This window comes from Candidatus Phyllobacterium onerii (assembly GCF_028331445.1).
Classification (GTDB): domain Bacteria; phylum Pseudomonadota; class Alphaproteobacteria; order Rhizobiales; family Rhizobiaceae; genus Phyllobacterium; species Phyllobacterium onerii.
Genome location: NZ_JAQMHX010000005.1, coordinates 55,609 through 69,340, shown reverse-complemented (window position 1 = coordinate 69,340; position 13,732 = coordinate 55,609). Strand labels below are relative to the sequence as shown.

General features: G+C 52.9%; 10 protein-coding genes and 1 tRNA gene. 9 read left to right on the top strand and 2 right to left on the bottom strand.

The genetic code is table 11. The features are described from left to right. Positions 1–3 precede the first annotated feature (3 nt). A complete protein-coding gene (locus PHA01_RS12885; RefSeq protein ID WP_271896092.1) occupies positions 4–1,506 on the top strand; it encodes a tripartite tricarboxylate transporter permease in 1,503 nt (500 codons plus the stop codon). A 4-nt stretch (positions 1,507–1,510) separates the two neighbouring features. Here the strand turns inward: PHA01_RS12885 and PHA01_RS12880 are convergent, their stop codons facing one another. Continuing rightward, complete coding sequence (locus PHA01_RS12880; protein WP_271896090.1) at positions 1,511–3,007, bottom strand: ArnT family glycosyltransferase; 1,497 nt, start codon at positions 3,005–3,007, stop codon at positions 1,511–1,513. Positions 3,008–3,208: 201 nt separating this feature from the next. On the opposite strand from PHA01_RS12880, the gene PHA01_RS12875 reads away from it, so the two are divergent. From PHA01_RS12875 to gpt, 4 genes are all read left to right on the top strand, one after another. Next, positions 3,209–3,294: transfer RNA gene (locus PHA01_RS12875), tRNA-Leu, on the top strand. 111 nt (positions 3,295–3,405) lie between these two features. Beyond that, entirely contained in the window at positions 3,406–4,155 is a 750-nt protein-coding gene (locus PHA01_RS12870) for a competence/damage-inducible protein A (RefSeq protein WP_271896088.1), read from the top strand. Between the two features lie 109 nt (positions 4,156–4,264). Further along, a complete protein-coding gene (locus tag PHA01_RS12865; protein WP_224507067.1) occupies positions 4,265–5,107 on the top strand; it encodes a universal stress protein in 843 nt (280 codons plus the stop codon). Positions 5,108–5,253: 146 nt separating this feature from the next. After that, on the top strand, positions 5,254–5,751 hold the full coding sequence (gene gpt / locus PHA01_RS12860; RefSeq protein WP_112530208.1) for a xanthine phosphoribosyltransferase: 498 nt from the start codon (positions 5,254–5,256) through the stop codon (positions 5,749–5,751). A gap of 4 nt (positions 5,752–5,755) precedes the next feature. On the opposite strand, the gene PHA01_RS12855 is transcribed toward gpt, so the two are convergent. Further along, on the bottom strand, positions 5,756–6,796 hold the full coding sequence (locus PHA01_RS12855) for a magnesium and cobalt transport protein CorA (protein WP_271896085.1): 1,041 nt from the start codon (positions 6,794–6,796) through the stop codon (positions 5,756–5,758). Between the two features lie 222 nt (positions 6,797–7,018). On the opposite strand from PHA01_RS12855, the gene PHA01_RS12850 reads away from it, so the two are divergent. From PHA01_RS12850 to PHA01_RS12835, 4 genes are all read left to right on the top strand, one after another. After that, on the top strand, positions 7,019–7,513 hold the full coding sequence (locus tag PHA01_RS12850) for an NUDIX hydrolase (RefSeq protein ID WP_271896083.1): 495 nt from the start codon (positions 7,019–7,021) through the stop codon (positions 7,511–7,513). Positions 7,514–8,148: 635 nt separating this feature from the next. Continuing rightward, positions 8,149–11,952, top strand: a complete 3,804-nt coding sequence (locus tag PHA01_RS12845; RefSeq protein WP_271896081.1) for a vitamin B12-dependent ribonucleotide reductase — start codon at positions 8,149–8,151, stop codon at positions 11,950–11,952. Positions 11,953–12,366: 414 nt separating this feature from the next. Next, positions 12,367–12,855 carry a Panacea domain-containing protein gene (locus PHA01_RS12840; protein WP_271896079.1) on the top strand — a complete coding sequence of 163 codons (489 nt, stop codon included), beginning with the start codon at positions 12,367–12,369 and terminating at the stop codon, positions 12,853–12,855. Next, positions 12,855–13,631, top strand: a complete 777-nt coding sequence (locus PHA01_RS12835) for a hypothetical protein (protein WP_271896077.1) — start codon at positions 12,855–12,857, stop codon at positions 13,629–13,631. The genes PHA01_RS12840 and PHA01_RS12835 overlap by 1 nt, the downstream gene beginning before the upstream one ends. Positions 13,632–13,732: the final 101 nt, after the last annotated feature.

Below are 13,732 nucleotides of genomic sequence, written 5' to 3'. Positions count from 1 at the left end.
AAAATGGATCTTCTTAACAATCTCGTTCTCGGATTTGCGACTGCAGCTTCGCCCTACAACCTTTTGTTCTGCTTCATCGGGGTCATCCTCGGTACGCTTATCGGCGTGCTTCCCGGTATCGGTGCGACTGCGACGATCGCCATGCTTTTGCCTATCACCTTTCAGCTCGAACCAGTCTCGTCACTCATTATGCTGGCGGGCATCTACTACGGCGCACAGTATGGCGGCTCAACTACCGCCATCCTGATCAACATGCCTGGCGAATCCTCGTCGGCAGTCACTGCCATCGATGGATACCAGATGGCGAGAAAGGGCCGCGCAGGGGCTGCACTTTCAATTGCGGCTATAGGTTCGTTCTTTGCCGGAACAGTGTCGACCATCCTGGTAGCTGTGTTTGCTCCACCATTGACAGCCGTCGCTTTGAGATTCGGGTCGCCGGAATACTTCTCGTTGATGATCGTCGGCCTCGTTTCCTCCGTCGCTCTCGCCCATGGTTCCGTCGTCAAAGCACTCGGCATGGTTGTTCTTGGCCTGCTTCTCGGGCTCGTTGGGACAGATATTTATACCGGTACGCCACGATTCAATCTCGGAATTCTCGAATTGTCTGATGGGTTGAATTTCGTTGCGCTCGCAGTCGGCGTATTCGGCATCGCCGAAATTCTTCGGAACCTTGAAAACGAGCATGACCGCGATGTGATGATCAAAAAGGTCACCAACCTCTGGCCCACGCGACAGGATTGGAAGGAAATGACCGCACCGATCTTGCGCGGAACTGTAATTGGCTCCGCCCTCGGCATCTTGCCCGGTGGCGGAGCAATCCTTGCGTCCTTCGCATCCTATACGGTCGAAAAACGTATATCCAAAACGCCCGGCGAATTTGGCAAGGGTGCCGTCGCCGGGGTGGCAGGCCCTGAATCAGCTAACAACGCCGGCGCGCAAACATCGTTCATCCCGATGCTGACGCTTGGCATTCCTGCCAATCCGGTCATGGCCTTGATGATCGGCGCCATGATCATTCAAGGTATCGTTCCAGGTCCCAACGTTGCCACCGAACAACCAGCCTTGTTCTGGGGGATCATTGCCTCCATGTGGATCGGGAATCTCATGTTGATTCTGCTTAATCTGCCGCTGATTGGGCTTTGGGTTAAGCTGTTGACCATCCCCTACTACATGTTGTTTCCCGCCATCATCGCCTTCTGTTCAATCGGCGTTTACAGCGTCAATTCCAACGTGTTCGATCTATATGCTGTCGCCTTCTTTGGCCTTATCGGTTACGGGCTGGCAAAACTCCGCTGCGAACCGGCACCCCTACTGCTCGGCTTTGTGCTTGGACCGCTTCTGGAGGAGCATCTTCGCCGGGCGATGATCATGTCGCGCGGCGATCCCATGACCTTCCTCAATCGCCCTATCAGTCTTGGGCTCTTGTTACTCGCAGCAGCCGTTCTCGTGGTCGTGCTGCTGCCAAGCATCCGCAAGAAGCGCGATGAGGTTTTTGTCGAAGACTAGAGCCTCACTTTGCTGGAACGATGAAATAGCTCACTCGCGCTGACTGATCGGGGTAATATTTATACGTGAGATCCACCTGTTTGACGTCTGCTGGCGGCGCGGCGATACCGGCGCCGTTCAGCAAACTCAACACTGCCGGATTCATCCCATCGCCGAACCAGACAAAAAGTGCCGGGAAGCGGATGCGTGATACGGCATTCGGCATTTCTAGATGCACCGGAATGATTGAACTGTCGAAAAGACGCAGATTTCCCGGTAATTGAGGACCATTTGACACAACGGTCTGGTAGGTTCCCGCGGCGCGCGTCACGGCGAAAAGCTTCGCATAGTCCAGCTGGCCAATAGACGGTGCCTTACCATCACGAGCGTACAGAATATTAACCGCCAATCCTGGAATTACGATCAGGCCGCAGATCGCACCGACGATCGCGAAGCGTTTCAACGGCAAGTCGGTTGGAATATAGCGCCCCAAGAGCATTGCCAGATAAAGCGGGCTCAAGAACAGAACCGGCTGGAGCCAGCGATCTTTCACCTCGGCAGCACCGCTGATGAGAACCCCAACAAAAACAGCCGCCAGCGCAAACAGTAGGGTTCGTCCGACGAATTTTTCGGCGTCATTCCACGGACGAGGCGAGGAGATTCGTTCTGCCCGGCTTCGCCACCAAGCGATGGCGAAGAAAACCAGCGCTATTCCCGAGAAGAGAACACCATTGAGGAAGAGCTTCCACTCGCCGTGAAGACGACTGATAACGAAATTACCGCCCTCACCTATCTCGAATTTATGTGACCGCGCCAACAGGTTCTCTGTATGCGAAAGCGTCCACAGGCCTGTAGGTGCTATGGCTGCAATGAACACAAGCAGCACCAGAAAGCTCTTCCGCGTCAAAAGAACGGCTCGATATTCAGGAATGGAAAAACCAGCCAGAACGAGCCCGATGAGGAAGAAACTTGCGTTGAATTTTCCGAGCAGACCCGACGCGATGCCAAGCCCTAACAGCGCAGCCGAATGCCAGGAGCGGGATTTCATATGCCAGGCGAAGGCGAGAAATGCCCAAGCGCAGCCGGTGGTGCCTCCGACGGAGTGCGTCAGCGTCCGTTGTGATTCCCACGCTATTTGAGGCAGCAGGAATATGCCTAGCATGCCAGCAGCAGCTACCGATTTAGACAGGCCGAGCAGACGTGCGCCGAAATAGACACTGATAAATGAACTCGCAAGCATACCGAACTTGACGAGATAGATGGTAAACATGCTGATTCCAAAGAAATTTCCAGCGATGCTGTTTATCCAGGTATAGAGTGGCGCCTGCGACCCACCATATCCCCACTGCAGAGCACCGACATAGGCTAATTGCTCCGCGTCATCCACACCCGCGCCATTCGAAATCGTCGTCAGAAAAAAGACCTGGAACGCAAAATAGAGAAGAACCAGCAAGAGTGCCGGGTTTCGCGACGCTGCTTTCGTCAAAGTTGCGAGGGGAAATTGAAATGGAACAGCGGACATAGCGATTTCTTTGCTTCGAAGACCTCGCGTTCTAGTCCAGGTCGCAGCCCAAATCCACCAGAGATTGAGACCTTAGGTGTAAGGTGTTGGTTTAACCAAATGCCGGCGTCAGCTTGAAATGGCGCTTTTCGACCGAGCTTATCAGTCATATCGCAAATCACCGTTGACGGAATCGCCTTAACCGTTGAAAAGCATAAATGCGCGGACGTGGTGAAATCGGTAGACACAACAGACTTAAAATCTGTCGGCCATAGGTCATGCGGGTTCAAGTCCCGCCGTCCGCACCAGCGCTCAAGTGCCGCTGGTTTTGACCTTTGCTCCTTCGGCTTTCCTGAGCGAAATGGCTTGCGACGATCCGTTTGGAGATTTACGGTCGCCTTCCCGCTAGGAGATTTTTTATGACTGATGAAGTTGTGACCGCAGCCATGCTGGCGATCGGCGATGAGTTGCTGTCAGGTCGGACAAAGGACAAGAACATCGGTCACCTAGCTGATATTCTCACAGCCGTCGGTATCGATCTCGAAGAAGTTCGCATAGTTCCGGATGAAGAGGATCGCATTGTCGAAGCGCTGAATGCCCTGCGGGAACGTTATGAATACGTGTTCACGTCCGGCGGGATCGGACCAACGCACGACGACATAACGGCTGATGCAGTTGCAAAAGCGTTTGATGTCCCTTGCGAACACGACGCGGCAGCGATGAAACTCATGGGCGATAATTATGCTGCACGCGGGATGGAATTCACCGAAAGCCGCCAGCGCATGGCGCGGATGCCACGCGGCTCGGCCCACATCGCCAATCCTGTTTCGACAGCACCTGGTTTCCATATCGGCAATGTCTACGTGATGGCAGGCGTCCCTTCAGTTTTTCAGGCTATGCTGGACAATGTGATTCCGACATTGAGAGTGGGTAAGAAGCTGTTGTCCCGTTCAGTGAACTGCCCATTTGGCGAAGGTGCGATTGCCGTTCCACTCGGCAATATCCAGGCTGCTCATCCAGATACGATTATCGGTTCTTATCCCAAATACGAAAACGGCAAATTCTCGACAGAACTGGTGATCAGAGCTCGCGACGAAGTAAAACTTCTTGCGGCTGAATCAGCCGTGAAGGAGATGGTTGCAAATATCGCCGCTCAACCCGCACAATGAAATGCTTTTGAAGCACGCAAGTTGTCCAAAATGCAAAAGCAACTATTGCGCGAAAGGCGTATAATGTTGCCTGATGCGTTCAAGGACGCAACAACCTATGGAGGCCAACATGGCATTTCGGACGATCATCGCTTTCATTCGCAGCGAGCGTGAGGCAAAGAAGGTTATAGGCGCCGCAAGGTTGATCGCTTCGTCCAGCGAACGCACACATATCATCGGCCTCTATACGATCCCCTCGCCGATTGTTTATGCCGATCCCACAGGTTTTGCCGACACGACATTGTTCGAAGCCCATGAACAGCGCCACAAGGAAAACTCCGAAGCGATTTCAGCTCTTTTTGGGGCGGAGATGTCGACTGGAACCATCTCCCATGAGTTCCGTATTGTACGATCCGAAAGCAGCAGCCCGTCCGCCGGTGTTACGCAAAGCGCCCTGCGAGCCGATATTATAATTGCCGGTCAACCTGATCCTGATGATCCAGATAGTGTCAACGACGTCACCGATCCGCTGGTCATGGAAAGCGGCCGACCTGTTCTGTTTGTCCCTTACAAAACCAAACTGCCGGAAAAGATCGATCGTGTCGTTGTTGCCTTCAATGGCAAGCGCGAAGCATCGCGCGCTGCATTCGATTCACTCCCCTTGCTACTCAAGGCTGAAAGTGTCGATATCGTCTGGGTTGATCCAAAGAAATCCAACGATCCGAATGTCGATATCCCCGGCACACCGCTTTCTGATGCGCTTCGTCGCCACGGTGTCAATGTACATCCCCACACCATCAATTCGAACGCCGAATCTGCCGACAAGGTACTGCGACGCTGGATTGCGGAAAACAATGCGTCATTGTTCGTAATGGGAGCTTATAGCCAGTCTCGATTAAAGGAATGGGTCTTCGGCGGTGTAACCAGCTCCATAATGGCTGATATGCCCTGCCTGACATTGATGTCGCGCTGAACAGGCCGCAATAATCACACTTTTCTCGTCAGAACGGATGGCGGACAACGCAAGCGGCTTGCCAGCGGCTTGCTTTTACCGCTATTGCGGGATGCATTCCTGGCGGATTTTCCGCTACATTGCATTTTTCTGATGGAGTGCGCGCCATGTCCCTTCCCGACAAAGCTTTTCCGGTCTCTTGGGACCAATTCCATAGGGATGCCCGCGCCTTGGCCTGGCGTGTTGCCGGCATGCAGCGAGAATGGCGTGCCATGGTCGCGATTACGCGCGGTGGATTGGTCCCGGCAGCCATCATCTGTCGCGAGCTTGGCATTCGTATGATCGAGACGGTGTGTATTGCATCCTATCACGACTACGACGAGCAAGGCGAACTCAAGGTCCTGAAGAATGTTGATCCACGGCTTCTCGAGAACGAAGGCGAAGGCATTCTGGTCGTTGATGACCTGACCGATACAGGCAAGACCGCTGCCATCGTGCGCGAAATGATGCCGAAAGCGCATTTTGCTACCGTTTATGCGAAACCCAAGGGGCGCCCGCTTATCGACACGTTTGTGACGGAAGTCTCGCAGGATACATGGATCTATTTCCCGTGGGATATGGGCCTGACCTACCAGGAACCGATCACCAAGGGCCATGGCGGATAACATTCTAAAGCCAGCCGCTCTTGCGGAACCGCCAATATAGGGTCAAGCACACAAGTCCGATCGCACCCAACACCCAGTAATACCCATTGGGAGAATCAAGCTCTGGCATGTGCTTGAAATTCATGCCGTAAATGCCGGCGATAGCAGTCGGCACAGCCAGTATCGCCGCCCAAGAGGCCAAGCGCTTGGAAATCACCGTTTCCTGACTTTGGCCAACGAGTAAGCTCGCTTCAAACGCAAAGGCTAAAACCTCACGCAAACCATCGATCTTCTCCTGAACGGTGCGGACGTGATCGGTGACATCTCTGAAATGAGGCTGCATCGCTGTCTGTATCTGCGGCAGATCCGTATTGCTTAATCGTCCACACACGTCGACAAGCGGTCCAATCGCATTGCGCAGCCGCAAAAGATCCCGGCGCAACATGTACAGGCGTTCGATATCGCTGCTGGTCATAGGTTTCGCGAGTACACGGTCCTCGATCGATTCCACTTCATCATGAATTGCTTCCAGCACCGGCATGTAATTGTCGACGATAAAATCCAGAATTGCGTAGAGAATGAAATCTTCACCTTTTGCCAGTGCATAAGGTGACGTCTCCCAATGCTGCCGCACGGCCGCATACGACGTCGACGCTCCGTGGCGAACGCTGACGATATATCCTTTACCAAGGAAAACATGCGTTTCACCAAACTCTACACGGCCATTGATCAGTTGTGCCGTTCGCGCCACGATAAAAATTGCATCACCATACTGCTCGAGCTTTGGACGCTGATGAGCGTGTTCCGCATCCTCAATAGCCAAGCTATGCAGGCCGAATTGCTTTTGAACCCGGTGCAGAAGTTTGCCGTCCGGCTCTAACAATCCGATCCAGACGACGTGTCCCTCCTTTTGAGTCCACGTTCCTGCTTCATCGATCGAGATGTCTGCTATGCGCTGACCGTTGGCGTAAACACATGACGCTACAACACTAACGTTTTCATCCTCTGGTGAATCTGTAGCACCGAAAGGTCGCGAAGCCTCTTCGAACGACGATCTGGAAGTCATTGTCCCTCCCATTTGTGGTTTCACACAGGTTATCCCTTGTGATCCAACCTTTCCAGCTATCCCTTAGTCGGGCTCTGACCGCGCCCCGCTGGAAATTTCGATCCATTTTTTTTGCACTGCTGTTCAAAAAAATGTCATAAGTCGCATATAAGCAGCAAACTGTAGCCAAAGAACGATTGCGGATTATTCGAATCGGTTCACACTTGCTGAAAACAAGCTGAAATGAGCGGAACATTGAACGTAACCTATCTAAACGAAATCGTATCGGACAAGCGGATCGAAATGCCGGATGGCAGGATCTGCCAGGTCGCTGCACTCGTTTATCGCCTCAAGAAAAATCGACCTGAGATCTTGTTGATTACAAGCCGAGGAACCGGCCGCTGGGTTCTGCCCAAGGGTTGGCCACAGGTCGGCAAGACGTTTGCACAGTCCGCGCAGAGAGAGGCCTATGAAGAAGCAGGCGTGCGCGGCGACGTGGCGCCCTTTTCTATCGGTGCATATACGTACGAAAAACACGATGTGTGTGATGGTGAATCCGGCGATTTCATCGTTGATGTTTTTCCTATGCATTTTTCGCACCAGGAAAAGAATTGGCCTGAGCGCGGCGAACGTCGGCTCGATTGGGTAAGCGTCAACGAGGCCGCCCAACGGGTGGAAGAACCCGGGCTGAAAAACCTTCTTGCAAGCTTTGATCTTGGGGCTTTAGCCGATCACTGAGAGCCGCGACGCTTACAGTGCACTTGCATCTCATTCAAATTTTCCCAGTGTGATGGCCTTTCCCCAGAAACTTTGCACACCGCTAGCCGGCAAAAATTTCTTTAGGTTTCTCCCCGTTATCCACATATGTGACACACAAGATATTGCGGTCACAATTATGTAAAAAACTATGACTTGACGCTTGCACGCGAGTCATTTTTTATGGTGAACGGCGTTGCGTTAGTGGCGTGACCGGAGTGTCTGTAACCGGCCTTTTTCCAGTTTATCCAGTGTTTACCAGAGCTTGCACTCCAGCGCGCGTGCAAGGGGTGGATCACGTCTGGACGGAAAAAACGCCTGCACGCAAGTCGATTATTTTGTTGGGTAAATGGCCAATTAACACTATATTTAGTGTTTACAGGCAGAATATTTACCAGATAGTGTGACAGTCCTTAAGGGGTAAGAATCACACAACAGGCGTCAGAGTTAGGGCCACCAAGCCCGGAAATGACGCGGGGAACCGCGTCGATCAAGGGCGAAGGTGTAGCAGCCGGTTTCAGGGGTTGGAATCGGTCAGGGCGGAATTGTGTCCATTCGCGCACAACTCTTCACATGGCGCCTGATGGATACTATATATAGAGACAAGGACGAGAAAGATGCGGATCGAACGGCGTTTTACCAAAGAGAATCAATCAGCCTATGCGGAGATCGAATTTCGTGTAGCGACGAGTGAGATCAAGAACCCGGACGGATCAATCGTTTTCCGTCTGGAGAATATCGATGTTCCGGCCCAGTTCAGTCAGGTGGCCGCAGATATTCTTGCACAGAAGTATTTTCGCAAGGCGGGTGTGCCTGCCAAGCTGAAGAAGGTTGAGGAAAACTCGGTTCCTTCTTGGTTGTGGCGCTCGGTTGCCGATGAAGAGGCCTTGGCGGCGTTGCCTACCGAAGAACGCTACGGCTCCGAGATGGATGCGCGCCAGGTCTTCGATCGTCTTGCCGGCACCTGGACCTATTGGGGCTGGAAGGGCAAGTATTTCGATAGCGAAGCCGATGCCCTCGCCTTCCGCGACGAACTTGCCTACATGCTCGCCACCCAGCGCGTCGCGCCTAATTCGCCGCAATGGTTTAATACAGGCTTGCACTGGGCTTATGGCATCGATGGTCCCGGTCAGGGCCACTATTATGTCGATCCGGACACCGGCAAGCTGACCAAGTCCAAATCTTCTTACGAACATCCGCAACCACATGCTTGCTTCATCCAGTCTGTCGCGGACGATCTGGTCAATGAAGGCGGCATCATGGACCTTTGGGTTCGCGAAGCGCGCCTGTTCAAATATGGCTCCGGCACAGGCTCAAACTTTTCCTTCCTTCGCGGCGAAGGCGAAAAACTGTCCGGTGGCGGTCGTTCCTCTGGTCTGATGTCATTCCTGAAGATTGGCGATCGCGCTGCCGGCGCTATAAAGTCAGGCGGCACGACACGCCGTGCCGCCAAGATGGTCGTCGTTGACGTGGATCACCCTGATATCGAGGAATATATCGACTGGAAGGTGAAGGAAGAGCAGAAGGTTGCAGCTCTCGTCACCGGTTCCAAGATCGTCAAGCAGCACCTCGCTGCTATTATGAAGGCTTGCGTCAATTGCGAAGCCGACAATGGCGACTGCTACGAGCCAACCAAAAATCCAGCGCTGAAGCGTGAGATCAAGGCCGCCAAGAAAAATCAGGTTCCAGAGAATTATATCCAGCGCGTCATCCAGTTTGCCAAGCAAGGCTACACGGATATCGACTTCAAGACCTATGATACCGACTGGGATTCAGAAGCTTATCTGACGGTAGCCGGGCAGAACTCCAATAATTCTGTTTCGCTCAAGGACGAATTCCTGCGCGCCGTCGAAAACGACGGTAACTGGAACCTGACCGCCCGCAAGGACGGCAGGGTAATGAAGACATTGAAGGCACGCGATCTTTGGGAAAAGATCGGTTATGCCGCTTGGGCATCGGCTGATCCAGGCTTACACTTCAATACCACGATGAATGACTGGCATACCTGCCCGGCTGCTGGTCCGATCCGCGCGTCCAACCCATGCTCGGAATATATGTTCCTGGACGATACGGCTTGCAATCTGGCCTCGATCAACCTCCTGACCTATCGCGGCAAGGACGGCAAGATCGATGTTGCCGGCTTTGAGCATTCCGCTCGTCTGTGGACGATCGTACTCGAGATTTCCGTGATGATGGCGCAGTTCCCCTCCAAGGAAATTGCTAAGCTCTCCTATGAGTATCGCACGCTCGGTCTGGGTTACGCCAATATTGGCGGCCTGCTGATGACTTCGGGTATCCCCTATGACAGCGCCGAAGGCCGTGCGATCGGCGGTGCACTTACTGCGATTATGACCGGCACCGCCTATGCTACATCCGCCGAGATGGCTAAGGAGCTCGGTGCGTTCAATGGCTATGCCCCGAATGCTGCCAACATGCTGCGCGTCATCCGCAACCATCGCCGCGCCGCGCATGGCGAAAACCAGGGCTATGAAGGCCTCGCTGTAAATCCTGTCGCTTTGATTGCGGCTGACTGCCCGGATCAGGATCTGATCACGCATGCAAAGGCGGCATGGGACAAGGCACTGAAGCTTGGCGAAAAGCATGGCTACCGTAACGCGCAAGCTACAGTTATCGCGCCGACAGGTACCATCGGCCTCGTCATGGACTGCGATACGACAGGCATCGAGCCGGACTTTGCGCTGGTCAAGTTCAAGAAGCTGGCTGGTGGCGGCTACTTCAAGATTATTAACCGTGCCGTGCCCGAAGCTCTACGTACACTGGGCTACTCGGAGAGCCAGATCGCCGAGATCGAAGCTTACGCTGTTGGTCATGGCAATCTCAACCAGGCGCCCGGCATCAACCCCGGTTCGCTGAAAGCCAAAGGCTTCACGGACGAGATCATAGCCACGCTCAACACGGCTTTGAAGTCGGCCTTTGACATCAAATTCGCGGTCAACAAGTGGACGATTGGCGAAGATTTTGCGAAGAATATTCTCGGTTTCACTGACGAGCAGCTCAACGACATTTCCTTCGAGATCTTGCCGGCACTCGGCTTTTCCAAGAAGGAAATCGAAGCCGCCAACATCCACATTTGCGGTGCGATGACGCTTGAAGGCGCTCCCTTCCTCAAGGAAGAGCACTACCCGGTTTTCGATTGCGCCAATCCTTGCGGCAAGATCGGCAAGCGATACCTTTCGGTCGACAGCCATATCCGTATGATGGCAGCCGCTCAGCCCTTCATCTCCGGCGCGATCTCCAAGACCATCAACATGGCGAACGAAGCAACCGTCGAGGATTGCAAGTCTGCTTATATGCTCTCCTGGAAGCTGGCGCTGAAAGCCAATGCGCTCTACCGCGACGGATCCAAGCTCTCACAGCCGTTGAATTCTTCGTTGCTCGCCGATGATGACGAGGATGAAGACGATGCAATCGAGGCGCTGATCGAAGCGCCCGCAGCGGCCCGTGCCGTTCAGGTCACAGAAAAGATCGTAGAGCGTATTGTCGAACGTTATGTCCATGATCGTGAGAAGTTGCCGAACCGCCGCAAGGGTTACACCCAGAAGGCAGTCGTTGGCGGTCACAAGGTCTATCTGCGGACGGGTGAGTTCGACGATGGCCGTCTCGGCGAAATTTTCATCGACATGCACAAGGAAGGCGCCGCCTTCCGGGCAATGATGAACAACTTCGCCATCGCCATCTCGCTGGGGCTGCAATACGGCGTGCCGCTGGAGGAATATGTGGAGGCTTTCACCTTCACGAAATTCGAACCGGCAGGCATGGTTCAGGGCAATGATGCAATCAAGAACGCTACGTCGATCCTTGACTACCTGTTCCGCGAACTGGCTGTTTCCTATCTTGACCGCCATGATCTTGCCCATGTCGACCAGTCCGACTTCTCCAATACCTCGCTTGGCCGCGGTATTTCCGAAGGCAAGACCCAGCCAGTCTCGAAGGGCCTGACACGCGGCGCTTCTCTGACTGTCGTTTCGCCCAACAAGGCTGATCCCAAGGGTTTTAGCAGCGCAGGGGGAACAGGCGCCGTTAACGCGCCCAAGGCAACTGCGTCATCAAATGTCACGACCCTCGCCAGCCGCACTGTAACTGCGATCGCTGCAAAACCAACGATTGCAGTGGTCAGCCAGGAATCGACAGCCTTCAAGCGCGACTATGAGGAGCGTGCAAAGGATCAGGCAGAAGCAACTCCGGCGTCAGCCCTGTTCGAGGACACGGATGCAGAAGCCGCAGCTGAAGAAGCCAAGGCTGAAGCCGAAGCAAAGAAGGTGATGTCGGATCGCCGAATCAAATCGATGATGCAGGGCTATACCGGCGACAGTTGCTCGGAATGCTCGAACTTCACGATGGTTCGTAATGGGACGTGCTTGAAGTGCGACACCTGTGGAAATACTTCCGGGTGCAGTTGAGCCTCGAATAGGTGGTGGGAGACCCAAAGTTCCGTGTTTAGGAGCCAAAGTTCCGTTCTGCCTCCAGTGAAGTCAAAGACTTAACGGAAAATACTTCCAAAGAAAAATGGCTCCCCTAAGACGTTGGGGAGCCCTAAATGACAAAGCGGCATTTTAGTTTGGTCCGAAAGGGCACCTGCAAGAAATGCAGCTGATGCGGGAGCACTTCCGGAAGAACCCGGCGAAGTTAGTCTGATGCTCTGTCAGGAAACACATAGTTCATACTGATAAAGCCAAAAGATCGCTCAAATCGCTGCCCCAATTTCCTGGGTCAGCAATTTTTTCTCGAGAATTATTGTCCGTCAGGGAATAATCTACAGGGGATAGAAGGCTGTACACATTGCGAACAAAACGAGAATGACATACGTTGGAGCCATGTCGTATGATGTTCGCGCAATCGCTAATTTCGTCCTGGACGTGGCCGAGGTCGAACGCCGAGCAGTGTCAAATCTGCATATCAACAAGATCGTTTACTTCTTGCATGCCGATTTCCTCGTTGCATTTTCGCGTCCGTTATTAAGTGCAAAGATTGAAGCCTGGACGCACGGACCTGTATTTCGTGAACTTTACCGAGAGTTCAAAGAATATGGTAATTCTGAGATTACTGGTCGAGCTAGATATCTTGATCCTGATACCGGCCAAAAAGTGAAAGCATTGTATGCCTTCGACGCAGATGAAGAGGTTTTTCTAAAAGACTTGGTTAAGAAATATATAGCCATGAAGCCGGGCGCGCTCGTCGCACAGTCTCATATAGGGGGAGGTCCGTGGGATCAAACTTGGAACCATGAGACTAGAACGAATGCTTCCATGAGAATTTCGGATGAACTGATCAAGAGTTGGTACGGAAAGACGGTGAAACACTAATGGCAATGGACTATTTCAAATTACTCGCGAAGCTTGATAGACCACCGTCCGCTCCTAACTGGGTGCGTTTCGTTCACGATGACGTTGGTAAAACAACGAAGTCTATCGTTTCATTCGTCAAAGGTGCTCCGCGGTTCACCTATTCTCCCGCGTATGCGGCAATTAGAGATCGTATACAACTCGGTATCGATCTGGACACCGCCGTAACAGTAGCAGGTCGATCTGGTGCTCCTGCTGGGAAAATACAAAACGAAGAACTCGTTAGAACCTTTTTTAATCATGACCAAGAGCGTAGTTACGCAGCATTCAACGCTGTAGAATTTGGGAAAGAATGGTTTCGAGTTTCTCGCGATTTGATTGTCCCAGTCTCTCCGCTGTCTGTAATTCGCGAACGCGGCCGTTTCGTGCCAATATTTGTTTGCGGGTGGACCGAATTGAAGCTCACGGAGTTACAACGTCGGTTACTGGTTTCGGTGTGTGAAGATGCGTTTCTGTCACTCACTGATTATCAAAATTCCCCCGCCGAGTTTCTGTTCTTCCCCAAGACTGACAATGGAACTGACGTTGGGCGATGCGCAGAAGTTTGGAATCGCGGTGACTACAGATTGCTTTCTCAATCCGAATTGAACGAGGCGGTCGACATCTTCTTGCAATCTCGCGAAGCCGCCCGGCAACTTCTTTTGCAAGAGATGGCGGAAAATGCCGAACGGCATCGCCACGACGGGCCCGCGGTCTCAGTACCAACACCAAGAGACCTTTTTAACTTCAAGGAATGAGCATCGAAGTAAAGTCCGACTACAGCAGGTGCCGTTCAGATTTAATCACAACCTCCGCATTGCTCTTCATAAAATACTGTCAGATTTTATCCAGACAATTA